Source organism: Pseudonocardia sp. DSM 110487 (assembly GCF_019468565.1).
GTDB lineage: Bacteria > Actinomycetota > Actinomycetes > Mycobacteriales > Pseudonocardiaceae > Pseudonocardia.
Genome location: NZ_CP080521.1, coordinates 1,899,725 through 1,925,735 on the forward strand (window position 1 = coordinate 1,899,725; position 26,011 = coordinate 1,925,735).

Annotated in this window: 24 protein-coding genes; 11 read left to right on the forward strand and 13 right to left on the reverse strand. The window is 72.4% G+C overall.

The genetic code is table 11. The features are described 5' to 3' along the window. Positions 1 to 190: 190 nt before the first annotated feature. The 4 genes from K1T35_RS08630 (at position 191) to K1T35_RS08645 (ending at position 6,884) form a co-directional block, all read left to right on the forward strand. A complete protein-coding gene (locus tag K1T35_RS08630) occupies positions 191 to 4,909 on the forward strand; it encodes an NAD-glutamate dehydrogenase (protein WP_255621706.1) in 4,719 nt (1,572 codons plus the stop codon). Between the two features lie 83 nt (positions 4,910 to 4,992). Next, positions 4,993 to 5,784 carry an alpha/beta fold hydrolase gene (locus K1T35_RS08635; RefSeq protein WP_220259637.1) on the forward strand — a complete coding sequence of 264 codons (792 nt, stop codon included), beginning with the start codon at positions 4,993 to 4,995 and terminating at the stop codon, positions 5,782 to 5,784. A 54-nt stretch (positions 5,785 to 5,838) separates the two neighbouring features. Further along, positions 5,839 to 6,255: a thioesterase family protein gene (locus tag K1T35_RS08640; RefSeq protein ID WP_220259638.1), complete on the forward strand. Its 417-nt coding sequence runs from the start codon at positions 5,839 to 5,841 to the stop codon at positions 6,253 to 6,255. Continuing rightward, the gene (locus K1T35_RS08645; RefSeq protein WP_220259639.1) at positions 6,252 to 6,884 is read left to right on the forward strand and encodes a hypothetical protein; all 633 of its coding nucleotides are present in this window, start codon (positions 6,252 to 6,254) and stop codon (positions 6,882 to 6,884) included. The genes K1T35_RS08640 and K1T35_RS08645 overlap by 4 nt, the downstream gene beginning before the upstream one ends. A gap of 61 nt (positions 6,885 to 6,945) precedes the next feature. On the opposite strand, the gene K1T35_RS08650 is transcribed toward K1T35_RS08645, so the two are convergent. The 5 genes from K1T35_RS08650 to K1T35_RS08670 form a co-directional block, all read right to left on the reverse strand. Further along, positions 6,946 to 8,502 (reverse strand): glycoside hydrolase family 13 protein, encoded by a 1,557-nt coding sequence (locus tag K1T35_RS08650; RefSeq protein WP_255621707.1) that lies wholly within the window; start codon positions 8,500 to 8,502, stop codon positions 6,946 to 6,948. Between the two features lie 102 nt (positions 8,503 to 8,604). Continuing rightward, on the reverse strand, positions 8,605 to 8,988 hold the full coding sequence (locus tag K1T35_RS08655) for a globin (protein ID WP_220259641.1): 384 nt from the start codon (positions 8,986 to 8,988) through the stop codon (positions 8,605 to 8,607). A 26-nt stretch (positions 8,989 to 9,014) separates the two neighbouring features. Then, complete coding sequence (locus K1T35_RS08660; protein ID WP_255621708.1) at positions 9,015 to 10,043, reverse strand: mechanosensitive ion channel family protein; 1,029 nt, start codon at positions 10,041 to 10,043, stop codon at positions 9,015 to 9,017. Next, the gene (locus K1T35_RS08665; RefSeq protein ID WP_255621709.1) at positions 10,040 to 12,151 is read right to left on the reverse strand and encodes a prolyl oligopeptidase family protein; all 2,112 of its coding nucleotides are present in this window, start codon (positions 12,149 to 12,151) and stop codon (positions 10,040 to 10,042) included. The genes K1T35_RS08660 and K1T35_RS08665 overlap by 4 nt, the downstream gene beginning before the upstream one ends. A 203-nt stretch (positions 12,152 to 12,354) precedes the next feature. After that, positions 12,355 to 13,014 (reverse strand): pyridoxamine 5'-phosphate oxidase family protein, encoded by a 660-nt coding sequence (locus K1T35_RS08670; protein WP_220259643.1) that lies wholly within the window; start codon positions 13,012 to 13,014, stop codon positions 12,355 to 12,357. 29 nt (positions 13,015 to 13,043) lie between these two features. Between K1T35_RS08670 and K1T35_RS08675 the strand changes: the two genes are divergently transcribed. Genes K1T35_RS08675 through K1T35_RS08705 form a run of 7 tightly spaced genes read left to right on the forward strand, consistent with a single transcriptional unit; the run spans position 13,044 to position 19,879 of the window. Beyond that, positions 13,044 to 14,447 (forward strand): PLP-dependent aminotransferase family protein, encoded by a 1,404-nt coding sequence (locus K1T35_RS08675; RefSeq protein ID WP_255621710.1) that lies wholly within the window; start codon positions 13,044 to 13,046, stop codon positions 14,445 to 14,447. A gap of 7 nt (positions 14,448 to 14,454) precedes the next feature. Beyond that, positions 14,455 to 14,826 carry a hypothetical protein gene (locus K1T35_RS08680; RefSeq protein ID WP_220259644.1) on the forward strand — a complete coding sequence of 124 codons (372 nt, stop codon included), beginning with the start codon at positions 14,455 to 14,457 and terminating at the stop codon, positions 14,824 to 14,826. Positions 14,827 to 14,881: 55 nt separating this feature from the next. Next, positions 14,882 to 15,571: a FadR/GntR family transcriptional regulator gene (locus K1T35_RS08685; protein ID WP_220259645.1), complete on the forward strand. Its 690-nt coding sequence runs from the start codon at positions 14,882 to 14,884 to the stop codon at positions 15,569 to 15,571. 9 nt (positions 15,572 to 15,580) lie between these two features. Beyond that, entirely contained in the window at positions 15,581 to 16,444 is an 864-nt protein-coding gene (locus tag K1T35_RS08690; RefSeq protein WP_220259646.1) for an NAD(P)-dependent oxidoreductase, read from the forward strand. Further along, positions 16,441 to 17,202 (forward strand): SDR family NAD(P)-dependent oxidoreductase, encoded by a 762-nt coding sequence (locus K1T35_RS08695; protein WP_220259647.1) that lies wholly within the window; start codon positions 16,441 to 16,443, stop codon positions 17,200 to 17,202. Before K1T35_RS08690 ends, K1T35_RS08695 begins: the two co-directional genes overlap by 4 nt. Next, positions 17,199 to 18,644 (forward strand): four-carbon acid sugar kinase family protein, encoded by a 1,446-nt coding sequence (locus K1T35_RS08700; RefSeq protein WP_220259648.1) that lies wholly within the window; start codon positions 17,199 to 17,201, stop codon positions 18,642 to 18,644. Before K1T35_RS08695 ends, K1T35_RS08700 begins: the two co-directional genes overlap by 4 nt. After that, positions 18,641 to 19,879, forward strand: a complete 1,239-nt coding sequence (locus tag K1T35_RS08705; RefSeq protein WP_220259649.1) for a cellulase family glycosylhydrolase — start codon at positions 18,641 to 18,643, stop codon at positions 19,877 to 19,879. Before K1T35_RS08700 ends, K1T35_RS08705 begins: the two co-directional genes overlap by 4 nt. Positions 19,880 to 19,906: 27 nt before the next feature. Here K1T35_RS08705 and pruA read toward each other — a convergent pair whose 3' ends face one another. From pruA to K1T35_RS08745, 8 genes are all read right to left on the reverse strand, one after another. Next, positions 19,907 to 21,532, reverse strand: a complete 1,626-nt coding sequence (gene pruA, locus K1T35_RS08710) for an L-glutamate gamma-semialdehyde dehydrogenase (protein WP_220259650.1) — start codon at positions 21,530 to 21,532, stop codon at positions 19,907 to 19,909. A 121-nt stretch (positions 21,533 to 21,653) separates the two neighbouring features. Continuing rightward, a complete protein-coding gene (locus K1T35_RS08715) occupies positions 21,654 to 22,121 on the reverse strand; it encodes an SRPBCC family protein (RefSeq protein ID WP_220259651.1) in 468 nt (155 codons plus the stop codon). Continuing rightward, on the reverse strand, positions 22,118 to 22,459 hold the full coding sequence (locus K1T35_RS08720) for a helix-turn-helix transcriptional regulator (RefSeq protein ID WP_220259652.1): 342 nt from the start codon (positions 22,457 to 22,459) through the stop codon (positions 22,118 to 22,120). The genes K1T35_RS08715 and K1T35_RS08720 overlap by 4 nt, the downstream gene beginning before the upstream one ends. Before the next feature lie 55 nt (positions 22,460 to 22,514). Further along, positions 22,515 to 23,024, reverse strand: coding sequence for a hypothetical protein (locus K1T35_RS08725; RefSeq protein ID WP_220259653.1), 510 nt, complete (start codon positions 23,022 to 23,024; stop codon positions 22,515 to 22,517). 47 nt (positions 23,025 to 23,071) lie between these two features. After that, a complete protein-coding gene (locus K1T35_RS08730; RefSeq protein ID WP_220259654.1) occupies positions 23,072 to 23,428 on the reverse strand; it encodes a hypothetical protein in 357 nt (118 codons plus the stop codon). Then, positions 23,425 to 23,892: a tetratricopeptide repeat protein gene (locus K1T35_RS08735; RefSeq protein ID WP_220259655.1), complete on the reverse strand. Its 468-nt coding sequence runs from the start codon at positions 23,890 to 23,892 to the stop codon at positions 23,425 to 23,427. Before K1T35_RS08735 ends, K1T35_RS08730 begins: the two co-directional genes overlap by 4 nt. A gap of 32 nt (positions 23,893 to 23,924) precedes the next feature. Then, complete coding sequence (locus tag K1T35_RS08740; protein ID WP_220259656.1) at positions 23,925 to 24,254, reverse strand: hypothetical protein; 330 nt, start codon at positions 24,252 to 24,254, stop codon at positions 23,925 to 23,927. Positions 24,255 to 24,390: 136 nt separating this feature from the next. Beyond that, positions 24,391 to 25,962, reverse strand: coding sequence for a CdaR family transcriptional regulator (locus tag K1T35_RS08745; protein ID WP_220259657.1), 1,572 nt, complete (start codon positions 25,960 to 25,962; stop codon positions 24,391 to 24,393). Between the last annotated feature and the right edge of the window lie 49 nt (positions 25,963 to 26,011).

The window sequence follows — 26,011 nt, forward strand, 5'->3', positions numbered from 1 at the left end:
GGTAGGGCCGCCCCGCGCAACCGCGCGGGTGTGTGCGTCGCAAGCGCCGGGTTGCGGGCCCCGCCCGCCGGCGCCCACGAGCCGGATTCGAGCGTCTCGGGCAGGGCTAGTGTGACGGTGAGCCCGCTGCCTCGCGGGCGCCCAACGGCGGCGGAGCGAGTACGCCGTCGGCGAGACCCGGAGCTGAATTGTGACGAGCCGGACCCGGGAGCGGGCGGAACCGCCTGCGTCCGATCCCGAGCCGATCGACCCTGCCCTTGCCGATCTGGGAGCGCTGTACGCGCGGCACGCCCCCGACCTCCAGCGCGGCGACCACCGTCCGCTGCTGCTCGGCGCTGCCCGCGGCCACCTGCAGCTCGCCCGGGTGCGGGCCGCTGGGGAGCCGCTGATCCGCGTGCGGGATCCGCAGGAGGGGGCGGATGCGGGATCGGTCGTCGAGATCGTCACCGACGACATGCCGTTCCTCGTCGAGTCGTTGCTGGCTGCCGTCGGCAGGACCGGTGCCGAGACGGTGCGGGTGATCCACCCGATCGTCGTCGTGCGGCGCGGTCCCACCGGGGAGCTCGCGGAGGTGCTCACCGAGGCCGACCCGGCGGCGCCGCCGGCCGACGCGCTCGTCGAGTCGTGGATCCACCTCGACCTGCTGCCGAGCGAGGTCGACCGGGCGGAGCTGGAGCAGGCGCTCGCGCAGGCGCTGGGCGACGTCCGCGAGGTCGTCGAGGACGCCGAGCCCATGGTGCAGCGGGCGCGGCGGGTGGCCGACGACCTGCCGCGCGACACCCCGGTGCCCCACGGCACCAACCCGGCCGACGTCGCGGAGCTGCTGCGCTGGCTCGCCGACGGCCACTTCACGTTCCTCGGCTACCGGCACTACGTCGTCAGTGGCGACGACCTGCACGCCGAACCCGAGTCGGGCCTCGGCGTGCTCCGGAAGGGCTCGACGATCGACACGTTCGCGCCGAAGGTCGACAAGGCCGACGGCCAGGACGAGCTGCTGGTGATGACGCGGGCCAGCGCGCCCAGCCCGCTCCGGCCGGTGCACCCGTACTACCTCGCAATTCGAACGTTCGACGCCGGCGGCAGGCTGGTCGGCGAGCACCGGTTCCTCGGCCTGCTCACGGTGCCTGCGCTGTACGAGAGCGTGCTGGACATCCCGGTGGTCGAGCGCCGCGTGCGCGACGCGATCCACCGGGCGGGCTTCCCGCTGGAGTCGTACTCGGGCCAGCGGATGCTGGAAGTGATCTCCGGTCTGCCGCGTGAGGAGCTGTTCGCAGTGGGCGAGCAGCGGCTGCACGACACCGCGGTCGGGGTGCTCGCGGTGGCCGGCCGTCGGGCCGTGCGGCTGTTCATGCGCCCCGACCCGTACCGCCGCTTCATCTCGTGCCTCGTCTACGTGCCGCGGGACCGCTACACCACGGCCGCCCGCATCCGGATGTCCGACGTGCTGCAGCGCAGGCTGGGTGGCCGGCACGTCGAGTTCACGGTGCGGCTGTCGGAGTCGAGCCTCGCGATGGTGCACTTCACGGTGCTGACCGAGCCAGACGCCGCCGGGTTCGGTGACGTCGACGTCGCGGCGCTGCAGGACGAGCTGACGGAGGCCGTCCGCACGTGGGACGACCGCCTGCTCTCGCAGCGTGACACCGCGGGTGTGGCCGCGCTCCTGCCCGGCGTGCCCGAGGCGTACAAGGCCGCCGTCGCCCCGCCGCACGCCGTCGAGGACCTGCGCCGGATCGCGGCGCTGTCGGAGCAGGGCGCGTTCGACACCCGCATGTACGTCGCCGACGTCGAGAACGCCGAACCGCGGTTCACCCTCTACCTCGCGGGCGCGCCCGCGTCGCTCACCGCCGTGCTGCCGCTGCTGCAGCAGCTCGGCGTCGACGTGCTGGACGAGCGGCCTTCGGAGTTCGTGCGACCCGACGGGCTGCGGTGCTTCCTCTACGACTTCGGCCTGAAGGTCGACGAGCCGCTCCGAGCGGCGTTCGACGACCCCGAGGTGGTGCAGGCGTTCTGCACGGCGTTCCGTGCCGCGTGGCGCGGTGACGCCGAGTCCGACCGGTTCTCCGCGCTGGTGCTGCGGGCCGGGCTGCCATGGCGGGAGGCGGCGGTGCTGCGGGCGTACGCGCGGTACGCGCGCCAGCTGGGGAGCCCGTACGGCCCGCAATACATGGCCAACACGCTTCTCGCGCACCCGGCCGTCGCCAAGGGGCTGATTGCGCTGTTCCGCGCGCGGTTCGACCCCGCGTTCGCCGAGCGGGAGCGGGAGGTGCTCGCGGCGCTCGCCGACGTGCGCGGGCTGATCGACGCCGTCACCGGTTTGGACGCCGACCGGATCCTGCGCAGCTACCTCGCGATGATCAGCGCGACGCTGCGGACCAACTGGTTCCGCGACCGCCCCTTCTTCTCGTTCAAGCTGAACCCGGCCGACGTGCCCGGGATGCCGGCGCCGCGGCCGAAGTTCGAGATCTTCGTGTACTCGCCGCGGGTGGAAGGCGTGCACCTGCGGTTCGGGCCCGTGGCGCGCGGGGGCCTGCGGTACTCGGACCGGCCGCAGGACTACCGCACCGAGATCCTCGGACTGGTCAAGGCGCAGGCCGTGAAGAACGCGGTGATCGTCCCGGTCGGGGCGAAGGGCGGCTTCATCGTCCGGCGCGACGACGCGGGCCCGGAGGAGCTCGAGTTCTGCTACCGGACCTTCATCTCGGGGCTGCTCGACGTCACCGACAACCTCGTGGGCACCGAGACCGTCCCGCCGCCGGACGTGGTGCGCCACGACGCCGACGACTCCTACCTCGTCGTGGCGGCCGACAAGGGCACCGCGAAGTTCTCCGACGTGGCGAACGAGGTCGCCGCGTCGTACGGGTTCTGGCTGGGCGACGCGTTCGCCTCCGGCGGCTCGGTCGGCTACGACCACAAGGCCATGGGCATCACCGCCAAGGGCGCCTGGGAGAGCGTGAAGCGGCACTTCCGGGAGCTGGGGGTCGACACCCAGACCCAGGAGTTCACGGTCGTCGGCGTCGGTGACATGTCCGGCGACGTGTTCGGCAACGGGATGCTGCTCTCGCGGCACATCCGGCTGCTCGCCGCGTTCGACCACCGGCACGTCTTCGTCGACCCGAACCCGGAAACCGCGGCGAGCTTCGCCGAGCGCGAGCGGCTGTTCGCGCTGCCGCGCTCGTCCTGGGACGACTACGACCGGTCGGTGATCAGCGCGGGTGGCGGGGTGTGGCCGCGCACGGCGAAGTCGGTGCCGATCGGGCCGGAGATCCGCGCGGCCCTCGGCATCGCTGACGACGTCGAGAAGCTGAGCCCGCCCGAGCTCATCGCGGCGATCCTGCGGGCGCCGGCCGACCTGCTGTGGAACGGCGGCATCGGCACGTACGTGAAGGCGTCGGACGAGACGCACGCCGACGCGGGTGACAAGGCCAACGACCCCGTGCGGGCCGACGCCTCCGACCTGCGGGTGAGGGTCGTCGGTGAGGGCGGCAACCTCGGGCTGACCCAGCGCGGGCGCATCGAGTTCGCCCGGCGCGGCGGAAAGATCAACACCGATGCGATAGACAACTCGGCGGGCGTCGACTGCTCCGACCACGAGGTCAACATCAAGATCCTGCTGGACCGGCTGGTGGCGGCGGGCCAGCTGGACCGGGAGGCCCGCAACGCGGTCCTGCTGGAGATGACCGACGAGGTGGCCGACCTCGTCCTCGCCGACAACCGCGACCAGAACGAGGTGCTCGGCATCGCCAGGGCTCACGCGCCGGCGATGGTCAGCGTGCACGCGCGGCTCACCACCGACCTCGGGACCCGGCGCGGGCTCGACCGCGAGCTCGAAGTGCTCCCCGACGGCGCAGGCTTCGCGGCGCTGGAGGCCGCCGGTGCCGGGCTCACCAGCCCGGAGCTGGCCACGCTGCTCGCCCACACCAAGCTCGACCTGACCGCGCAGGTGCTCGCCACCGACCTGCCCGACGCCGGGGCGTTCTCAGGGCGGCTGCCGGAGTACTTCCCGCACGCGGTGCGTGAGCGGTTCCCCGCCGCGGTCCGCGACCACCCGCTGCGGCGCGAGATCGTCACCACGCTGCTGGTCAACGAGATGGTCGACGGTGCGGGGATGACGTACGCGTTCCGGCTGGGTGAGGAGCTCTCGGCCGGCCCTGCTGACGCCCTGCGGGCCTACGCCGTGACCACGGCCGTGTTCGACCTGCGTGCCCTGTGGGGTGAGCTGCGGTCTCCGCGAATCCCGACGGCCGTGTCGGACCAGCTCGTGCTGGAGACCCGTCGGTTGCTCGACCGCGCCTCGCGCTGGTTCCTCACCAACCGACCGCAGCCCCTCGCGGTCGGGGCCGAGGTGAGCCGGTTCGCGTCCACGATGCGCGAGCTGAGCTCGGCGCTGCCGCAGTTCCTTCGCGGTCGTGAGCAGGCTGCGGTCGAGATGAGGGCGGCCGAGCTGCGGTCCGCCGGCATCGAGCCGGAGACGGCGACGCGCTCCGCGGCGCTCATGTACCGCTACGGGCTGCTCGACGTCGTGGAGCTCACAGAGCTGTCGGAACGCGACCGGGAGGCACGGGAGCCACACGAGGTCGCGGCGCTCTACTACGGCCTGTCCGAGCACCTGGGCGTCGACTCGGCGCTCACGTCGGTCACCGCGCTGGAGCGCGGCGACCGCTGGCACGCGCTCGCCCGGCTCGCCCTCCGCGACGACCTGTACGCGTCGCTGCGGGCGATCACCCTCGACGCGCTGCGCGAGGCGGGCCCGGGCGCGTCGGTGGAGAAGTCCATCGCGCTGTGGGAGAAGGCGAACGCGTCGCGGCTCGTGCGCGCCAGGGCGGCCCTGCAGGAGGTGGGCAAGGCGGGGCAGCTGGACCTGGCCACGCTCTCGGTCGTGTCCCGGCAGCTGCGTGGCCTGGCCCGCTGACCCAACGTCGCGAGCAGATCGGACGGGCTGATCGGATGGCGCGCGAGCGGATGGTCGAACATCATGGTCATCGGCTCCATGTCGTGGAGCATCCCGGCACGGAGCCGGCCATCGTGCTGATGCACGGCTTCCCGGACAACCTGCACCTCTACGACCGGGTGGTCCCGCAGCTCGCCGGCCGGCGCGTGGTGGCGTTCGACTTCCTCGGCTGGGGTCGCTCCGACAAGCCGCCCGGCTACCCGCACACCGCGACCAACCAGGTCGGCGAGGTCGAGGCGGTGATGGACGGGCTGGCACTCGAACAGGCGGTGCTCGTCGCGCACGACGCCTCCGGCCCGCCTGCCATCGACTGGGCGGTCGCCCATCCCGAGCGGGTGTCCGGGCTCGTGCTGCTCAACACCTACTACGGCTGGCACCCCGCGCTACGGGCGCCGGAGGCGATCGCGCTCTACTCGACGCCGCTGGTCCGCACGATCGCGCGTGCCGTCGTCCGCCGCAACGAGCGGCTCGACGAGAAGCTGTTCGCCTGGCAGGTCGGGCGGTTCATCCGCGACGAAGCCGCGCGCGCGGAGCTCGTCCCGAGGCTGTACGCCGATTTCCGGGCCGCCCGCCCCGCGTTCTGGCGGCTCAACGACGATCTGCTCGGGACGGTGATCAGCCGGCGGCTGCGCTCGCGGCGGCTGCGCCACTTCGACCGCCCAGTGCGGATCGTGTTCGGCGACGCCGACCCGTACCTGAACCGCCGCGTCGCGTGGCGGCTGCACCGCCTCCTCCCGACGTCTGACCTGCACCTGCTGGCGACGGCGCGGCACTACGTCCAGGTCGACGAGCCCGGGCGGGTCGCCGAGCTGATCGCGTCGATCGGGGCGCGGTGACTGCCGTGAGCCCCTGCGTTCCGGTGGGGAGCGTCGCTTGAGAGGGTGGACGGCGTGGCACCCTTCGTCGCTCAGGTCGCTGTGCGCTGGACCGATCAGGACGTCTTCCAGCACGTCAACCACGCGGTCACCGTGACGTTGCTGGAGGAGGCGCGCATCCAGCTCGTCTTCGACGAGGCCCGGGCCGAGGGCGTTCGAGGCTTCGCCGAGGGACTGCTGGTCACGGGCCTGTCGGTGGACTACAAACGCCAGCTCGCCTACCGGTCCCGGCGGCTGCGGGTGGCGATGGCGGTGGAGGACCTGCGTGCGGCGGCGTTCCGCATCCGGTACGTCATGCACGACGGGCCGGAGGAGGGGGACGCCGTCGCCGTCACGGCCGAGACCCGGCTGGCCACGTTCGACCTGTCAGCCCAGCGGCCGCGGCGGCTCACGCCCGAGGAGCGGGAGTTCCTGGGGAGGTGGGCGGCGTGACGCGGCTGATGGTGCCGGACCCGGACGAGCGTGGCGACCTCGGCGCGTTCGTCGCGCGGGTGGTGCGGCTCGACCAGGCCGCGCTCGTACGGCTGCAGGCGCGGGACGGCACGGTGACGGCGTGGGCTGCCACGCCGTTCGACGTGCTCGCCACCCGCACCGTGCACGGCGCGCTGGAGCCCACCGACGTCACGGTGCCCGCCACGGGCCTGCTCACCGCGCTCACGGTGGAGCGGGCGGAGACCGTGGACCCCGGGACGGGCGGGTTCTGGCACGGCGAGCTGCCGCCGTCCGTGGGCTGGCAGCAGGTCGACGAGGTACCGGCAGCGGAGCTGGAACGGCTCACCGAGCGCGGGCTCGCTGTCGCGCGGGAGAACGCGGGGCCCATGGGGCCGCCCGCGTCGCTTCTGGACCAGACGGTGCTCACGGTCTCGGCGGGAGCCAAGCCAGCCGTGAAGGTGCCGCTGCGCTGCCTGTTCGCGCTGTCCGGCATGGGGTTCCTCGGCGACACCGGCCCGGATGCCGGCGTGGTGCGCGTTTCGGCCACCGGCACCTGGTTGCGCCTCGATGCCCGCTACGGCGCGGTCGTCCGGCGGCGGATCACCGCACTCCCGCTGCTCGTGGGCTGAGCACAACCGGTGGTCGAGTAGCGCCGGCCCTCAGGGCCGGCGCGTATCGAGACCACCGGGGTCAGGCCAGCCAGGCGGCGGTGTCGGGCGGGAGCATGCCGTCTGCGAGGGGGCCGCTGGCCAGGATGGTCTCGCCCGGCGGGAGCGGGACCGCATCGCTGGACGTGTTCAGCGCGCAGACGAACGTGGTGCCGGCCCTGCGGAACGCGAAGCAGCCCTCGGGGGCGCCGAACCACTCCAGCTCCTCGCCCTCGAAGCCAGGGTGGGTCTTGCGCAGCTCGATCGCCCGCCGCACCAGCGACAGCATGGACCCGGTGTCCTCGAGTTGCTCGGCCGCGACCAGCTTCCCGTAGTCGGGCGGCATCGGCAGCCACGGGTCACCGGGGGTGAACCCGTAGCCCGGGGCGCTGCCCTCCCACGGGATCGGCACGCGGCAGCGGTCGCGGCCCCGGCGGGTGTGCGCGGAGAGCTCCCACATCGGGTCCTGCAGCGCGTCGTCGGGCAGTTCGACGTCCGGGAGGCCGAGCTCCTCACCGTTGTAGAGGTAGACGACCCCCGGCAGCGCCAGCTCCACGAGGGCCATCGCCCTGGCCCGCGCGAGGCCGGTGGCGCCACCGCCGTAGCGCGTGACGGGCCGGGAGACGTCGTGGTTCGACAGGGTCCACGCCGGCGGGGCACCCACGTCGGCGACGGCGGTGAGCGACTGCTCGATCGCCGTCCGGATGGCGCCGGCATCGAACGGCGCTCGCACGAGGCGGAAGTTGAAGCCCAGGTGCAGCTCGTCGGGGCGGATGTAGCGGGAGAACCGGGCGCTGTCGCCCACCCACACCTCGCCGACGACGAGCCGGCCCGGGTAGTGGTCGAGCACAGCGCGGATCATCCGGTGCACGCTGTGGACGTCGTCGTGGTCGAAGCGCGGGTCCGGCTCGACGACCGAGGCGGCCCACCGCTCGCCGTCGGCGGCGGGCTCGCGCTCCTCGTGCGCGTCCGGGAGGTCCGGTGGCTTGCTCATGCCGTGGGCGACGTCGATCCGGAACCCGTCGACGCCGCGGTCGAGCCAGAACCGCAGCGTCTTCTCCAGGTCGGCCCACACCTCGGCGTTGGTCCAGTTCAGATCCGGCTGGTCGGGGGCGAACAGGTGCAGGTACCACTCGCCAGGGCTGCCGTCCGGGTCCTGCACCCTGGTCCACGCGGGCCCGCCGAAGACGCTCTGCCAGTTGTTGGGCGGTTCGTCGCCGTTCGGCCCGCGGCCGCGGCGGAAGTGGTAACGGGCCCGCTCCGGGCTGCCAGGCGCGGCGTCCAGCGCCACGCGGAACCACTCGTGCTCCCGGGACGTGTGGTTCGGGACGAGGTCGATCGTGACGCGCAGGCCGTGCTCGTGGGCGTCGGCGATGAGGCGGTCGAACGCGGCGAGGTCGCCGAACACCGGGTCGACGTCGCGCGGGTCGGCCACGTCGTAGCCGTGGTCGGCCATCGGCGAGGTGTAGAAGGGGGTCAGCCAGATCGCGTCCACGCCGAGCAGCTCGAGGTATCCGAGCCGGGCCCGGATGCCATCGAGGTCACCGATGCCGTCGCCGTCCGCGTCCGAGAACGACCGGACGTAGATCTGATACACCACGGCATCGCGCCACCACTGCACGGGACCGAATCTTGCCAAGCTATTGGGGACGGAGCGAGGGCTGTCCGTCACACCGGGTAGTAGTTCGCGCGGTTGGTGGACTCAGAAGGGGCTGTTCACCATACTTGCCGCCGCATACGTGAGGTATTGCCACAGCTGGTCGCGGTGGGCCGGATCCAGCCCGGCATCGTCGACGGCCACCCGCATGCACCGCAGCCAGGCATCGCGCTCGATGGGGCCGACCTTGAACGGGGCGTGGCGCATCCGCAGCCGGGGGTGGCCGCGCTGGTCCGAATAGGTGCGCGGGCCGCCCCAGTACTGCTCGAGGAACATCCGCAGCCGGTCCTCGGCCGGGCCGAGGTCCTCCTCCGGGTAGAGGGGCCGCAGCACCTCGTCCTCGGCCACCTGTTCGTAGAAGCGCCGGACGATCTTCTCGAAGACCGGGGCTCCGCCGACCTCGGCGTAGAAGTTCTGAGGATCGGTCACGGCTCCATCATCCCTCCCCTCCGGCACTACGGTATCGACGGGCGGGAGGAGTCTTGCCCGGGGAAGATGGAGGGCCGCGGGACGTTGGCGTCCTCGAAGGCGTCGGCGATGGCGGCGTTGAGCGCCCGCTGCACGGCGAACTGCTCGCCGGGCTTGACCTTGACGGTCAGGCGCAGCGTGACACCCTCCGGCCCGACGCGCTCGACGCCGAGCATCTCGGGTGGCTCGAGCACGGAGTCGGCCACGTCCTTCTCGGCGACGCGCTCGGTGGCGGCGCGCTCCGCGAGGGCGCTCGCGCTGGGGATGTCGGCGGCGTGGGCCAGCGGCAGGTCGATGACGGCGACCGCGTAGCCCTGGCTCTTGTTGCCCACACGCAGGATCTCGCCGTTGCGGACGTACCAGACGGTGCCCTGGTGGTCCCGCAACGTGGTGATCCGCAGCCCGACGGCCTCGACGACGCCGCTGGCCTCGCCCGCGTCGATGATGTCGCCGACGCCGTACTGGTCCTCCAGCAGCATGAACATGCCCGAGAGGAAGTCGCGCACGAGGTTCTGGGCACCGAAGCCGACCGCGACGCCGACGATCCCCGCCGAGGCGAGGATCGGGGCGAGCGCCACACCGAACTCGGCGAGCACCATGATCGCGCCGACCGTGAGGATGACGGTCGAGCTGATCGAGCGCAGCACCGAGCCGATGGTGCGGGCCCGCTGGGCGCGGCGCGGGGTGATCGGGCCGTTGCCGTTGGTGCCGCGCAGCCGCGGCGCGCGACCGACGAGGCGGGAGAGCCGGGAGTTGGTCGCGCCCTCGACGATGCGGTTGATCGTGCGGTGGATCAGGAACCGGGCCACCACGCCGAGCACGACGATCAGGGCCACGTTGAACGTCGTGGAGACGATGGTGTCCGCGGAACGGGCGAGGAAGTCGCTGTTGGTCACCTTGTAGAACTCCGCGCACCAGCTGCCTGCGTCGGCAGCGCAGGTGGGTTGATCGGGTACGGCGGCTGCGGGTAGGGCTGCGGGGGACAGCGGAGTGGTGGGCAGGGGAGCGGGGGTCACGACAGCTCCAGACCGGTGTGTGCGGCGAGGAAGGACAGCTGGTCGACCGCCAACGCGACGCTGCGGGAGACGGCGCGGGCACCGTGGCCCACGTCGGTCTCGCGGCGGATCAGGACAGGACGGGTGTGCGGGTCGCCGGTGCTGGCGTGTTGCAGGGCCGCGCACATCTTGCGGGCGTGCAGGGGGTCTACCCGCGAGTCGGAGTCGAACACGGTGAAGAGCACGGCCGGGTACGCCACACCATCGTGGACGTGGTGGTACGGCGAATAGTTCAACAGCCAGCCGAGCTCATCGGGGTCGGCCGCCGTGCCGTACTCGTCGTTCCAGGTGCGGCCGAGCGAGAACTCCTCGTAGCGCACCATGTCCAGCAGCGGCGCCGAGCAGACGACGGCCCGGTACAGCTCGGGGCGCTGGGTGAGCGCGGCGCCGACGAGCAGCCCGCCGTTGGACCCGCCCATGATCGCGAGCCGGTCGGCGGCGGTGTCGCCCGCGTCGATCAGGGCGGCGGCCGCTGCGTGCAGGTCGTCGAAGACGTTCTGCTTGTTGGCGCGGTTCCCGGCGAGGTGCCACTCCTCGCCCTCCTCACCGCCGCCGCGCAGGGACACCAGCGCGAACGTGCCGCCTGCCTCGACCCAGGCGAGCGCCGACGCGGTGTAGGCAGGCACCCGGCTGATGCCGAAGCCGCCGTAGCCCGTGATGAGCGCGGGCCGGGGGGCGGACGCGTCGGGTGGGCTGATGACGAACATCCGGACGGTCGTGCCGTCGGCCGAGGTGAACTCGCGGTGCTCGGTGCGCACGGCGGGCACGTCGACGGCCCCTGGCGCCGCTTCCTCGCGGAGCATGAGCCCTGTCGTCAGGTCGTAGCGCTGTACCTCGGGAGGGGTGACCAGGTCGGTCCAGCCGAGCCACAGCCGGCCGGCTTCGGCAGGGGTGTCGCGGTCGGCCACCGATATGCCGGTGAGCGAGCCGGTACCGGGCAGCGGGACGGTGCTGTGCAGGGTGCCGTCCGCGTCGTGCAGCGCCACCTCGGCCACGGCGTGCCGGGCGCGGGCGAGCGCGAGCAGAGGCGGCCCGTCCGGCCGTTCCAGGCGCCGCACGGCCTGCAGCACGGAGCCGGGGTCCTCGGGCACGAGCTCGCGCCAGTGCTCCCGGGCCGGTGTGCGCGGGTCGGTGACGGCCAGCCGCCAGCGGGGCGCACCGTCGGTGGTGTGCAGGTACAGCAGGCCGTCGCGGTCGACCCACGCGTGACACTGCACGTCGTCGGCCTGGGTGAGCAGCGGCGTCAGCGGGGGGATCTTGTCGCCGTCCCCCAGCTCGGCGATCCACACGCTGTCGCGGCGGGCCGTGCCGATGTTGCCGGTGACGACCAGCCAGCCGCCGTCCCGCGAGACGTGCACGCCGTAGTAGGTGTGCTCTTCGTAGAGCCCCGGCCCGTCGACCAGTTCGTCCTCGGTGGTGGGAGTGCCGACCCGGTGCCGCCAGATCCGGCGGTGGAACGCCTGCTCCCCGGCCGGCACCTCGTCCTCGGCGACCATCCGCACGAACACGAACTCCTCGCCGCCGGGCAGCCACGCGACGTCGGAGTAGCGGCAGCGGTCGATCGGCGCCTCGACGTCCTCCCCGCTGGCGACGTCCAGCACGTGCAGCACCGAGTGCTCGTCGCCGCCGCTGGAGAGCTGGTAGGCCAGCAGCCTGCCCTCCAGGTCGGGTACCCAGCCGTCGATCGTGGTGCGCCCGGTGGGATCGAGCGCGATGGGGTCGAGCAGCACCCGCTCGGCACCGTCCGGCTCCCGGACGTGCAGCACCGCGTGCTCCTGCCCGGGCGCGCGGCGGGTGGCGAAGCGTCGACCGGCGCGCCACAGCGGAGCCGACACCGACCCGGCCGACATGAGCTCGGTCAGCCGGGTCGCGAGCCCGTCCCGGCCGGGGAGGCCGTCGATGTGCTCCCGGGTCAGCAGGTCCTGCGCGGCCGACCACGCCCGCGTGCGCGGGTCGTCCGGGTCCTCGAGCCACCGGTACGGATCGGCCACGCGGTGGCCGTGCAGCTCCTCGACCAGGTCGAGGCGTTGCGCCTCCGGGTAGGGGGCAGTCGGATAGGGAGCGTCCACGCGAGCCGAGGTTACGTCACCCGGTCCAGTGGTCTGTTTCAGACGGCCGCCTGCCCAACGCTGCCGCGTCCGCGCCGGTGAGCGTGATGGGGGCGCCGGGCTTCCCGGTGGTCGAGTGGGGCCGGCGCCCCAGCGCCGGCGCGTATCGAGACCCCCCGACGGCATTCGTCGTCTCGACACGCGCCGGCCCTGGCGGGCCGGCGCTACTCGACCACCGGGATGGGGCGGTCGGCGACGTGGGTGGGCACCGAGGCGTCGGGCGGGAGCGTCGGGTCGGGCTCGGGGACGCCGAAGACCGTGCGTACCGGCAGCACACCCGCCCAGCGGCCACCCGCGGCGATGTCGGGCTCGTCGTCGCTGGGCGGGCCGGTGCGCACCTTCACACTCGCTTCGCCGAGGTCGATCGCGAACACCGCGGTGGCGGCGAGCTCGCGACGGTCCGGCTCGCGGGCGTGCTCCCACGACCCGGGCGAGAGCTGCTCGACGATGGCGCGCAGCCCGGCCAGCGCCTCCGCGGGGTCGGTGACGAGCCGCGCGGGACCGTGCACCACGGCGCTGCGGTAGTTCATCGAGTGGTGGAACACCGAGCGGGCGTAGACGATCCCGTCGACGTGGGTGACGGTGAGGCAGAGCGGGGCGCCGTCGGCGATCCGGAGCCAGCCCGCGCCGGTGGAGCCGTGCACGTAGACGGTGTCGTCGATGCGGCCGTAGCCGGTGGGCAGCACGACCGGGGCGCCGTCGCGGACGAGCCCGATGTGGCAGACGAGCCCCGCGTCGAGCACGGCGTGCAGGTCGGCGCGGTCGGTGCGGGCGCGCTCGCGGAGGCGGGTCAGGGTGGTGCGGTCGGTCGTCGAGAGGCTCACACTCCCATCCTCGGCCGTGAGGTGGCATCGTGGCAGGGCCACTTTCACCCGACTTCGGAAGGCCACTCGTGGACCTGCCGCCGCTGTCGCTGGATCGCACCGCTCCGCGCCCGCTCGCCGTCCAGCTCGCCGACGCCCTGCGCGCCGCCACCGCCGACGGCACGCTCCGAGCGGGCGACCGCCTGCCGTCGACACGCGCGCTCGCGACGACCCTCGGCGTCAGCCGCACCGTGACGAGTGCGGCGTACGACCAGCTGCTCGCGGAGGGCTGGGCGCAGGGCCGGCGCGGGTCGGGCACGTACGTGGTGGGGGCGCCCGCCGGACCTCGTGCCGTGCCGCGGGCAGCGGCCGCCCTCGCCCCACGGCCAGAGCGCACATTCGTCGACCTGACGGCAGGGACGCCGTGCGTCGCCGCGCTCGACCGGGCCGCCTGGCGACGCGCATGGCGGGCCGCCGCCGACCCCGCGCCCGACATCGGACCGGACTTCGTGGGACTCGACGCCTTCCGCGGCGTGGTGGTCGAGCACCTGCTGCGCCACCGCGGCCTGCCGGCCGACCCCGCCGACGTGCTCGCCACCGGCGGTAGCACGGCGGCCATCGGTGAGCTCGCGCGCACCCTGCCCGCGGGCGCCCGGGTGGCGGTGGAGGAGCCGGGCTACCAGCGCGCCGTCGACGCGCTACGCGACGCGGGACTCGACGTCACGAGCGTGCCGGTGGACGCCGCGGGCCTTGTGGTGGACGCGCTGCCGAGCGGCCTCGCGGCCGTCTACTGCACGCCGGCGCACCAGTACCCGACGGGCTCGCGGCTCTCTGCCGCGCGGCGGGTGGCGCTGGTGGAGCGGGCACGCGCAGAGGGGTTCCTCGTGCTGGAGGACGACTACGACGGCGAGCTGCGCTACGACGTCGCGCCGCTGCCGCTGCTCGCGGCGCTCGGGCCGGATGTGGTGGTCCACTTCGGCACGGCGAGCAAGTTGCTCACCCCGACGCTCGGCGCGGGCTGGCTGGTCGCCCCGCCCGCGGTGCGGGAGGCGGTGCTGGCCGCCCGCCAGCGCGGCGGCGGCCGTCCGGCGCGCGCGGGGCAGCGGGTCTTCGCCGCGTTCGGCGCCCACGGTGACCTGGCGCGTCACCTGCGACGGCTGCGGCGCGAGCTGGCCGGCCGCCGGGCCGCGGTCGTTGCCGCCGTCCGGGGCGCCGGGCGCGTCGTGGAGGGCGACGCGGCGGGCGCGCACGTCGTGGTCCCGCTGCCGGACGCGGCCACCGAGCGGGCGGTCGTGGCCTCGGCGGCGGCACGGGATGTCCGGCTCGACGGGCTCGCCCGCCACTACGCCGGAGCACCCGCCGCCGCGGGGATCGTCCTCGGCTACGCGGGCCCGACCGGCGACGAGCTGGAGCGCGCATTGGCGGTGGTGGCGGAGGTGCTCACCAGGCCATGATCAGGTGATGCTGCGCGCACGCATCATCGCCGAGAGCCTCCGCCCCGGCGCCGTGCTGGAAGTGCCCGACATGCGGGTCGTCCGGGTGTGGCGGGAGGACGTCGCGGCGTCCACCGGGCCGGGCCAACCGCCGATCTGGACGCTCTTCGACATCGAGGCGCCCGACGATCGGGCGGGCGAGCTCGCCGACGCGCTGGCCGCCGCCCTGCTCGCTGAAGGTGGCTGGTATGCGGACTTCGAGGTCGGGGCCGACCACGTCGTGGTCTTCGCCGGGCGCTCGTTCCGGTACCGGCAAGGGGACGGGCCCGCGCGTGCGCACGTCGTCGCGTACGGGAGGAGCGTCGGCGTGCCCGAGCACCAGCTCGACTGGAAAGGTTGAACCAATCGTGGACGTGCCCTAGATTGGTCGAACCAATCTGCGAGGGGGCGAGGCGATGGACCTGTTGTTCCTGGTCCGCCGTCTCGCCGAGCAGGCGGTGCCGGAGCCGGGCACCGGTCGGCTGCGGCTGCCGACCGAGCGCGAGCTCGGGGCGAGCCTCGAGGTCAGTCGCGGGTCGCTGCGGGAGCAGCTGTCCATGCTCGAGATGCTGGGCTTCCTCGACCGGACCCAAGGGCGCGGCTCGTACCTCCAGGTCCCGGACGCCGGCTTCCTGCGGCTCTACTTCGACCTCTCCCGCCAGCTCGGCCAGCTGACCCACGAGCAGTTCAGCGCTGCCCGGGAGATGCTGGAGATCTCGGTGGCCGAGGCCGCGGCGGAGCGCGTCACCGACGCCGACGTGGCCGAGCTGCGCGGGTTCGTCGACGAGATGGTGCGCGCGGTCGACGCGGGCGACCAGGATCGCGCGCTGGAAGCCGACCTGGCGTTCCACCGTCGCCTGTTCACCGTGGTGGACAACCCGATCTTCACCCTGATGCGGGACGGCCTCGCGCACGTCCTGCGTGGCGCTGTCGTCGACCGCAGGCGGCTGGCCGCGGAACGTGAACCCCTCGTCGACGGGGCAACGCGGCCCTCGGACGCCGTGCACTTCGACGTGGTCGAGGCGCTCGTCGCCCGTGACGGCGCCGCCGCGGGCGCCGCGATGCGCCGCCACTTCGTCGTCTGGCGCTCTGCGACCCATTCCTAGGAGGAGCCCATGTCAACCGTCACCTTCGTCGGGATCGGGGCCATCGGCCTTCCGATGGCTCGCAGGCTGGTGGACGCCGGCCACGACACGACCGGGGTCGACAAGCTCCCCGCCGCGCTCGAGCGGGCGGGCGCCGCCGGGGTACCCGCAGTCGGTGACTTCGGAGATGCGCCCCGCGCCGAGTACGTGGTCGCGATGGTGGCCACACCCGACCAGCTCGCCGGCCTCGTCACCGAGGCGCTCGCCGGGGACGTCGCAGGCCGGCGCTGGATCGTCATGAGCACGGTCGGACCGGAGTCGGTGCGTGCGCAAGCCGCACGGCTGACGGCGGCCGGCGCCTCGGTGCTCGACGTGCCCGTGACCGGCGGTGTCGCGCGCGCCAAGACCGGTGAGCTCACCCTCTTCGCCTCCGGCCCAGCCGCGGACGTCACCGCGGCGCGCCCGGTGCTCGACGCCCTCGGCGTCGTGCGCGAGGTCGGTGACGAGGTCGGCGAAGGACAGGCGATCAAGGTCGTCAACCAGCACCTGTGCGCCGTCCACATCGTGGCGGCCGCCGAGGCGCTCGCGCTCGCCGGCAAGCTCGGCTTGGACCAGGCCCAGGTCCTCTCGCTGGTGGAGCAGGGCGCAGCAGGCTCGTTCATGCTGTCCGACCGCGGCCCGCGCATGCTGCAGGGCACCGACGTCGACGTCACCAGCGCGATCTCGATCTTCGTCAAGGACAGCGGCCTCGTGGCCGACGCCGCAGGCGCGGTGGGCGCCCGCACCCCGCTGCTCGACGTGGCGCGGGATCGTTACGTGCAGGCCGCCGACGCGGGCCTGTCCGCGCGCGACGACTCGCGCGTCATCGAGACCTACGAGGAGAGGACGGCATGACCGAGAACGGACGTACCGCCGTGCTGACGGGCGCGGCCTCCCCGCGCGGTATCGGCCGCGCCACCGCCGACCGGCTGGCAGGCGAGGGCTGGGCGGTCGCGGTGCTCGACATCGACGCCGACCAGGCGCGGGCTGCGGCCGCCGAGATCGGTGCCGCTCACGGCGTGCCGGCGCTCGGCGTCGGCGTGGACGTCTCCGACCAGGCCGCCGTCGACGCGGCGATCGCGGAGGTGGAGGCCGGCCTGCCGCCGATCGTCGGGTTGGCCAATCTCGCGGGCATCAGCTCGCCCGTCCCGTTCATGAACGAGACGGTGGAGGGCTGGGACCGCGTCTTCGCGATCAACATGCGTGGCACCTTCATCGTCACCCAGCGGGTGCTGCACGGGATGATCGAGCGGAAGAAAGGCCGGGTCGTCAGCGTCTCGTCGGTCTCGGCGCAGCGCGGCGGTGGCACGTACTCGAAGGTCGCCTACAGCGCGTCGAAGGCCGCCATCATCGGCTTCACCCGCGCGCTGGCCCGCGAGGTGGGGGAGCACGGCATCACCGTCAACGCGGTGGCCCCGGGGCCGATCGACACCGACATCATGGGCGGCACGCTCACCGACGAGCGCAAGGCCGCGATGGCCGCCGACACGCTGCTGGGGCGGGTGGGCACGCGCGACGAGGTCGCGGCGCTCATCGCGTTCCTGCTCGGCGACGACGCAGGCTGGATCACCGCGGCGACGTACGACATCAACGGCGGGCTGCAGATCTCGTGAACGTGATCGAGTCCGAACTGCTCGCCGGCTACCCGCCCGAGGTCGAGATCGCGGCGCGCGAGGTGGCGGCGTCCGTCGTGGCATCGGGACGCACCCTCGTCGTGCTCGACGACGATCCGACCGGCACCCAGTCCGTCGCCGACCTGCCCGTGCTCACCCGCTGGTCCGCCGAGGACTTCGAGTGGGCCTTCGCCCAGCAGGCCTCCGCGGTGTACGTGCTCACCAACACCCGGAGCCTGGATCCCGCCGAGGCCGAGAAGCGCAACCGCGAGGTCGTGCGGAACGCCCTTTCGGCCGCGGGCGGGGAGGCGCTGGGGTTCGTCAGCCGCAGCGACTCGACGTTGCGCGGGCACTTCCCCCTCGAACCCGAGGTGATCGCCGACGAGCTGGCGCAGGCCTCCGGTGTGCACACCGACGCCGTGGTGATCGTGCCCGCGTTCCCGGACGCGGGGCGCGTCACGATCGGGGGCACGCACTACATGCGCGACGGTTCGGGCGGGCTCACGCCGGTGGCCGAGACCGAGTTCGCGCAGGACGCGACGTTCGGGTTCAGGTCGTCGCGCCTGGCCGAGTACGTGGAGGAGAAGTCCGGCGGCCGCTACCCGGCGCGAGACGTGATCGTCCTCGACCTGAACGTGATCCGCGGCGGGGCCGGTGCGATCGCGGACGCCCTCGACCGCGCGGCAGGCGGCGCGCCGGCCGTCGCGGACATCGTCACCGAGAACGACCTGCGCGCGCTCGCGCTCGGGCTCGCGGAGGCGGAGCGGCGGGGCAAGACGCTGCTGTACCGGGTGGGGCCGCCGTTCGTCAGGGGCCGGATCGGGCAGGAGGTCCGCGCGCCACTCACCGCGGACGAGGCGTTCGCGGGGCGGGCGCCCGGACCCGGCGGTGGGCTCGTGGTCATCGGTTCCCACGTGGGGCTCACCACCCGGCAGTTCGACGTGCTGCGCGCAGAGCACCCGAGCGCCCGGGTGGTCGAGCTGCAGGTCCGCGAGCTGATGCGCAACATGACATCGAGCGCGGGGATCGGCTTCGAATCGCTCGACCCGGTCGTCGCCGAGGTGGTCGCGGCGCTCGCGGAGGGCGACGTCATCCTGCACACGAGCCGGACGCTCATGCGGACGGACTCGGCGGCCGCGAGCCTGCAGATCGCGCGCACCGTCTCGGCCGGCCTGGTCCACGTGGTGCGACGCACGCTCGCGCAGCGCGCGCCGCGGTTCGTGATCGCCAAGGGCGGGATCACATCGTCCGACGTCGCGAGCGAGGGGCTGCAGATCCGCCACGCGATCGTCCGGGGGCCGATGCTGCCCGGCATCGTCTCGTTGTGGGAGCCGGTCGGCGGCCCGGCCACCGGCATCCCCTACGTGGTGTTCCCCGGCAACGTTGGCGACGACCGGTCCCTGCTCGATGTGGTGCGCGTCCTGGCTACCGTCCACCCGTGACGCTTCGTGCCGCGCTGACCAGCGTGCTGGTCCTGCTGATCGCCGCATGCGGACCGGCGCAGGAGGCGGGGCATCCGACGCCGGCGCCGGGCCGCTCGCAGACCACGGTGTCGGTGGAGGGCAGCCAGATCCTGGTGAACGGCACTCCGTCCACGCTGTTCGGGTTCCGGGTGGCCAGCGCGGCGATGCGCGACGACTGGACCGACGAGCTCATCTCCCAGCTCGACACGTGGCGCGACCACGGCGTGAACAGCTTCATCGTGTGGCTGCAGGGCTCGAGCGGTGGGTACACGCAGGTGTTCACGCCCGACGGCGACATCGACCACGACTCGAGCGAGATCACCTCGATCGTCGGGTTCGGGGACGACGATCAGCACACGTCGAACGGGTCCACCACCGGGCCGGAGGTCATCGAGCGGACCAGGCGGATCGTCCAGGCGGCCGATGCCCGCGGGATGGTGGCGATCGTCGGGCTGTTCTACCGGTCGGCGGCGGACGACGACTCACGGGACACACTGGCCGCCGCTGCGCGTACGGCGGCCACCGCCCTGAAGGACTACTCGAACGTCATCTTCAACGTCTTCAACGAGCCCGATCTGTCGAACTCGCTCACCTCGAAGCACAACCTGGAGAAGTACCTGGCCGCCGTGAAGGAGGCCGCCCCGGGCCGTCTCGTCGGTACCGGGACGGTGGAGGTCGACGACAGCGAGGAGATCGCCGACCTGGATGACGTCGACGTGCTGATGCACGACGCAGGGAGCGACGGCGGCAAGGCCATCGACGCGTTCGAGGAACTGAAGGACCACACCAGCAAACCGATCATCAACATCGAGTCGTTCGGTGGCAGCGGACAAGGCTTCCTGGACGACTCGTCGTCCGTGGCGGCCCGGGAGGGCTACTACATCGACTTCCCGGAGTGGCGTCGCATCTTCGGCGCATGGCGCGACGAGGACTACGTGAGCGGCAGCGCAGGCGCGATCGCCGGGAAGGACTCCTATCGACGCCTGATCGACTACGTCGGTCAGGACCCGCGCAAGCAGGTCCACCTCATGGTCCACGTGGCGGGCTGGTTCCAGGGTGCCTCGCGGGTGGGCACACCCGACCACCTCGGCGACCCGGGAACGCCGGAGCAGTGGAACAACGACTTCGACACCGGACCCGATGCGGCTGACGGGACGCCCGAGCACCCGGGCATCCGGTGGATCCTGGAGCGCATCGAGGCACACACCCGATAGACGAGCCCCGCGGCCGCGGGTACCTCCTCAGTCCTGGTGGGGGTAGCGGCTCGCGGTCGGCGGCACGAAGGTCTCCTTGATCGCCCGCGGGCTCACCCACCTCAGCAGGTTGTAGATCGAGCCGGCCTTGTCGTTGGTGCCCGACGCCCGCGCGCCGCCGAACGGCTGCTGGTTGACGATCGCGCCCGTTGGCTTGTCGTTGACGTAGAAATTGCCGGCCGCGAAGCGCAGCGCGTCGGTGGCGTGGTCGATGGCGGCGCGGTCCCGGGCGATCACGGCACCGGTGAGCCCGTAGGGTGCGCCGCGGTCGACGTGGCCGAGCACCTCGTCGAAGTCACCGTCGTCGTAGACGTGCACGGCGAGCAGCGGGCCGAAGTACTCGGTGCGGAACACCTCGTGGTTGTGGTCGGAGCCGACAACGACCGTCGGCCGCACGAAGAAGCCGACGGAGTCGTCGGCCGTGCCGCCCGCGATGACGTCGAGCGTGGGGTCGTCGTGTGCCGACCGGATCGCGCCCGCCACCTTGTCGAACGACCGCCGGTCGATCAGGGCGCCCATGAAGTTGCCGAAGTCGGCGACGTCGCCCATCGAGAGCGCCTGCACCTCGGCGACGAGGTCGTCGCGCAGCCGGGCCCACACCGAACGCGGCACGAAGGCGCGCGAGGCCGCAGAGCACTTCTGGCCCTGGTACTCGAACGCGCCGCGGACGAGCGCGGTGCGCAGCACGTCGACGTCGGCCGAGGCGTGCGCCACGACGAAGTCCTTGCCGCCGGTCTCCCCGACGACCCTTGGGTAGCCGGCGTAGTTCGCGATGTTGGCGCCCACCTGCTGCCAGAGGTACTGGAACGTCGGCGGCGATCCGGTGAAGTGGATCCCGGCGAGCGCCCGGTCGGCGAGCAGCACCTCGGAGATCTCGCGGCCGTCACCGGTCAACAGGTTGATCACGCCCGGCGGCAGGCCCGCCTCCTCCAGCAGCCGCATCGTGTAGAACGCGGCAAGGGTCTGCGTCGGCGACGGCTTCCAGATCACCGTGTTGCCCATGAGCGCGGGGGCCGTGGGGAGGTTCCCCGCGATGGCGGTGAAGTTGAACGGAGTGATCGCGTAGACGAACCCCTCGAGCGGCCGGTAGTCCATCCGGTTCCACGCGCCGGGGCCGCTGCTGGGCTGGTTCTCCAGGATCTGGCGGGCGAACGCCACGTTGAAGCGCCAGAAGTCGGCGAGCTCGCAGGCGGCGTCGATCTCGGCCTGGTAGCAGGTCTTGCTCTGCCCGAGCATCGTGGCGGCGTTCATCCGGTCGCGCCACGGCCCGGACAGCAGCTCGGCAGCGCGCAGCAGCACCGACGCCCGTTCGTCGAACGGCATCGCCCGCCACGCGGGCGCTGCCCGCAGCGCCGCCTCGACCGACGCCTTCGCCTCGCTGTGCCCGGCGTTCGCGGCCCTGCCCAGCACGTGCGCGTGGTCGTGCGGCGCGACGACGTCGAAGGGCGCGCCGCTCGCCATGTGCTGGCGGCCGTCGATGGTGACGGTCAGCTCGTGTCGTGTCCCGCCCAGCTCGGCGAGCGCGGCCTGGAGGCTCGCGCGTTCCGGCGAACCCGGTGCGTAGTCGCGCACCGGCTCGTTCCGCGGGACCGGAGTGGTCGTGATGGCGTCCATGGCAGGGGACTCCCCAGGGTCGGCGGTTGTTTGAACCCTAGGAAGCCGGGCCGCTCGCGGGCTCGTCCGTCCCAACAACGATTCCGGTTCGCCGTTGTCCGGCCGGACGAGCCCGCCCGGCTCAGGCCAGCGTCACCAGCAGGGCGTCGAGCGCCGCGTAGCTCGCGTTGAGGCCGTGCTCCATGCCCGAGTTCAGCATGCCGTCACGTTCCTCGCCGGTGTGGAAGAGCGAAGTCGTCGTGACCTTCGTCCGCCCGTCGCCGAGGTCGGTGAACGTCGCGGTCTCGACCGCGACGTGGCCGGGCATGCCGTCCCACTCGAACGTCTGCACGACCCGCTCCTGGGGGACCACCTCGCGATAACGGCCCTCGAACCCGTCGGTGCCCTCCGGTCCGTGCACGACGATCCGCCAGTGCCCGCCGCGCTTCACCTCCATGCGCTCGATGGTCAGCTTCTCGCCGCCGCCCCACCACTGCGCGACGAGGTCCGGGTCGGTGTAGGCCCGCCATACCCGGTCGATCGGGGCATCGAAGACCCGCTCGATGTGGATCTCCCGTTCGGCCGGAGTGGTGATCGTCGCCTCGGTCATCGCTGCTCGTCCCCTTTCGTCCGCTCGAGGAACTCGCCGAGCCGATCCAGGCGGGCCTCGAGCATCTGCTGGTACCGCGCGATCCACGCGGTCTCGTCCTCCAGTCGGCGCGGGCCGATCCGGCACACCCGGACCCTGCCGACCTTCTCCGTGCTGACCAGACCCGCCTCCTCGAGCACGCGGACGTGCTTCTTCATCCCGGTCAGCGTCATGCCGAACTGCTCGGCGAGCTCGCTGATGGATGCCTCCCGCTTTCCGAGGCGCTCGAGGATCCCGCGGCGGGTCCGGTCGGCCAGTGCCCCGAAGGACTCGTCGAGCCCGCCGGAATACTGAACCATATGGCTCAGTGTTGCGGTGGTATCCGTGCGCTGTCAAGCCCGCTCGGCCCACCGGCTACACCGACGGGACGACCCCGCCCTTCTTGACGCGGAGCATCCGCCGGACAGCCTCGATCACGGCCTCGATCCCGGATTCCTGGAGGAGGACGGCTTCCCCGGGTTCGTCGTCGTCCTTGATGCCGACGATGATCGAGCTCCGGTCACCGCTGGAAACGATGATCTGAAACTCCCTGTGGAGGGTGCCGCCGAGCATGATCTGGTGGTGTGCCGTCGGGTCGAGCACGTTGATTGCGACCTCGGGCGTCGCGGTCGTCGTCGTCCGGACGGCAACGACGTCCGCGTAGTGGTACTCGTTGGTCTCTTCCTCTCGCCGCCGACCGGAGTCGAGGTCCAACACGCACTCGTAGATGCCGAGGTGATGCCCGGTCGGACAGATCACCATGACGTCGTAGCGCGTGAACCGCCATTTCCGATCGATGCCGATCCGGCCCCGCGCCTGGGCGGTCGGGCCGAAGACGGCGATGGGTCCCCGCCCCTGGTCGGCGAGTCGCTGGTGCCCGCCCACCGCAAGTGGGTCGACATCGCGGCTGCGTAGTTCCAGCTCGTCGAGGGTCAGCCCGAGTCGCTGAAGGGCTCGACCCGCGGCACGGCGGATGTCGTCACGGAGGAGTTGGTCCATCTGCGCGTCCGTCGGCTTCGGCTCGGCCGCCGCGTACCCGCGTCGATAGTCGCGCGCTGCATCAGTCCTTGCGAGAGCGCGACGAGGGCGAGCAGGCCAACGGCGACCCCGACGAACCACGGACCGTTCATCAGTACGACCACGGCGGCGACCGCGGCCACGCCGGCGAGAATCATGATGCGGATGGCGTTGCGCTCCTCGGAGGAGTCCGGTGTCTTCTTGAAGTACTTCCGAACAGCCTCCTTGCGGCTCTTGCTGCCGACGCCACCTATCGGCACGGTCACGATCATGAGGGCTTCCTCCGAGTCCGATCGAGCGCACGCCAGATTCTGGTCTCCGGAGCGGGAACGTGTACGAGAATGAGCTCGGCGCGCTCGGCGGACAGTTCCCGGACCATCACCGTGACGTGCTTCGGGATACGTCGAGGCGCCCGCTGCCATGCCAAGCGGTGGTCCTCCGCAATGAGCAGCTCGAGGACGTGCGCTTCGGGAAGAGTCGTCGAAGCGCGCAGATGACCTTCGATCTGTCGGATCGTCGCATCGCTGTGCAGGTGCGGCCGCCGGCCCTGCAGGAGTGACAGAGCCAGGCCGAAGTGTGCTTCCGCATTCCTCGGATCCCCGGTGAGCGCCGCCCTGAAGGAGCGCACCGCGTCTGGGTACACCTGACTGGCGAGCAGGACGTGACCAGCGCGGACGTGCTCCTCCGGCGACCGCTCCGGTGCGTTGTTGTGGATCACGTCCGCGATCTGCGCCACCTGTGCCTGCACATCACGGAACCGTCGATCGCTCATTGCGCACCGGTGATGGTGCGCGCGATGGAGTCGACGGATTCGACCAGGCCGGCGGAAGCGGTGAGCCCACTGGTGAGCGCGGTCATCCCCTCGACGATTGCGCGTAGCCTGTTCGGGCGGGGAGTGGGTTCGGCCAGTTCCCGCTCCACATCGTCCAGGGCTCGTCCCAACGCCTCGCCGGTCTCGACAGCAACCTCGCCGTGTGCCACGGCATCTGAAAGCTGTTTCCGCGTGTCGCGAAGGTCGACCACCAGCGGTTGGTTGTTGATGACGGTGTCACCCATCTGTACGACCTGTGCGTTGATGTTGCGGAACGAGTTCTTCATATGGTGGCCCCTTGATGAGCGCTTCCGCTCACTGCAGTTCACGGCAAGGAGTTCGTGTAGTCGCTCACGAATGCCCCGTTGTTCCGTGTTCCGCGCGAATTGAGCCGTCCGGACGCGCCATATTAGGGCGAACGTCCTATGAATGGCGTCCAGCTGCCAGCAGTTGCAGGTGGTGCACCAGCCGGGCCCGGGGATCGTCCAGCCGGAGTCCGGCGATCGCCGTGGCCCGCCGGACCCGGTAGCGCAGCGTGTTGGGGTGCACGGTGAGTCGTTCCGCCGCCGCACGCACGTCGCCCATCGCGTCGAGCCACGCCACCACCGAGCCGACGAGGTCGGTCCGGTGCTCTCGGTCGTAGGCCACGAGCCGGGCGACGCCGGGGTCGCGCAGGTCGGGGTTCGCCGCCAGCAATCCGAGGGTCTGGGTGAGCAGCACCTCGGCGCGGATCTCGCCGAACACCGCCACGTCCTGGGCCTCGCCCATGGCGTCGAGCACCCGGTCGGCCTCACGCCGGGAGCTCGGGACGCCGGCGAGCCGCGCCGCGGGCGACCCGATTCCCGCCTGGACCCGGATGTCGCTGCGACGCCGTGCGGCCGCCACGACCTCGGTGCACAGGGCCAGCGCCCCGTCGGTCCCGCGTACCTCCGGCAGGACCGCGTACACGCGCCCCCCGACCGCCGCGCAGAGTGCGGCCCGCCGGTGCGCCGCGGCGTGCACGGAGACCACCTCGAGGAGCTCGGCGACGACCAGTTCCTGGGAGGCGGCGTCGCCATCGCGCATGGCGAACGCGACGACCAGCGCGCCCGCGTCCTCGTTCAACCCGAACGTGCCGGCCACCAGGTCCGGGCTCGCCCGCTCGTCGAGCAGCCCAGCGACCAGGTCCCGCTCCCACCGCCCGCCGGGCGCCTGCTGGCTGCGCCTGCGCACGAGGTGGCCCGCTGCCACCCGGGCGGCGCCGACCAGCACCTCGGCGGCGCGCTCGGCGAACGGCTCCGCACCCTCCTGCACCCAGATCGTGCCGAGCTGGCGGTGACCGGCATGGATCCCGATCGCGAGCCTGCGTCGGATGCCCAGCTCGGCGTGCTCGTCGACGCGCACGACATCTTCGCCGTCCCGCAGCCGGTTGAAGACGCCCCACTCGCGCAGCATCCGCAGGTAGTCCGCGGGGCCTTGGCGGCCGAGGATGGAGAGCCTGCGCAGCTCGTCGACCTGCGCCGCGTCGGCATCGGAGCGGGAGTAGGCGAGCACCCGGCTCGCGGTGTCCTCGATGCTGACGACACCGCGGGTGAGCAGGGCGACCGTCTGGGCGAGCGAGTACAGGTCCCCGGAACCGTCGTCCCCTGCGGCGCCGCCCTCGTGAAGGACGTCGCGCGCGAGCGACTCGAGGCGCTCCCAGCGCACGTCCGGGCGCACGAGCAGGAGCGCGGCGCCCGCGTCGGTGGCGGCGGCCCGCAGCACGTCCGCCGGGCCGCCCGCCTTCACCGCCACGGCAGCCGCTCCCCGCCGGGCCGCGGCGCGCAGCGCGGCCGTCGCGGCCCGCCCCCGTACCCCGATGACCAGCACCAGCTGTCCGGGGTAGCTGTCCGGTTCGTCGTCGGGGTCGACGATCGCGAGCCCGGTGAGCAGGACGTCCAGGCCAGACGGCGCGGCGGCCACCTCCACCAGCGGCTCGCCGATGGCGGCGAGGAGCCGGCGGAGCGTGGTGTCCATGCCCGGCCTCCTCGCGGCGCTCGTCGGATCGGACGAGGGGAGTGGGCGC

What these genes read in the sequence shown, in the direction of transcription:
- K1T35_RS08680 (WP_220259644.1), top strand. Translation starts at nt 14,455, where the DNA reads ATGCTGCGCGCACGCATCATCGCCGAGAGCCTCCGCCCCGGCGCCGTG.
- K1T35_RS08685 (WP_220259645.1), top strand. Translation starts at nt 14,882, where the DNA reads ATGGACCTGTTGTTCCTGGTCCGCCGTCTCGCCGAGCAGGCGGTGCCG.
- K1T35_RS08690 (WP_220259646.1), top strand. Translation starts at nt 15,581, where the DNA reads ATGTCAACCGTCACCTTCGTCGGGATCGGGGCCATCGGCCTTCCGATG.
- K1T35_RS08695 (WP_220259647.1), top strand. Translation starts at nt 16,441, where the DNA reads ATGACCGAGAACGGACGTACCGCCGTGCTGACGGGCGCGGCCTCCCCG.
- pruA (WP_220259650.1), bottom strand. Translation starts at nt 21,532, where the DNA reads ATGGACGCCATCACGACCACTCCGGTCCCGCGGAACGAGCCGGTGCGC.
- K1T35_RS08715 (WP_220259651.1), bottom strand. Translation starts at nt 22,121, where the DNA reads ATGACCGAGGCGACGATCACCACTCCGGCCGAACGGGAGATCCACATC.
- K1T35_RS08720 (WP_220259652.1), bottom strand. Translation starts at nt 22,459, where the DNA reads ATGGTTCAGTATTCCGGCGGGCTCGACGAGTCCTTCGGGGCACTGGCC.
- K1T35_RS08730 (WP_220259654.1), bottom strand. Translation starts at nt 23,428, where the DNA reads ATGATCGTGACCGTGCCGATAGGTGGCGTCGGCAGCAAGAGCCGCAAG.
- K1T35_RS08740 (WP_220259656.1), bottom strand. Translation starts at nt 24,254, where the DNA reads ATGAAGAACTCGTTCCGCAACATCAACGCACAGGTCGTACAGATGGGT.
- K1T35_RS08745 (WP_220259657.1), bottom strand. Translation starts at nt 25,962, where the DNA reads ATGGACACCACGCTCCGCCGGCTCCTCGCCGCCATCGGCGAGCCGCTG.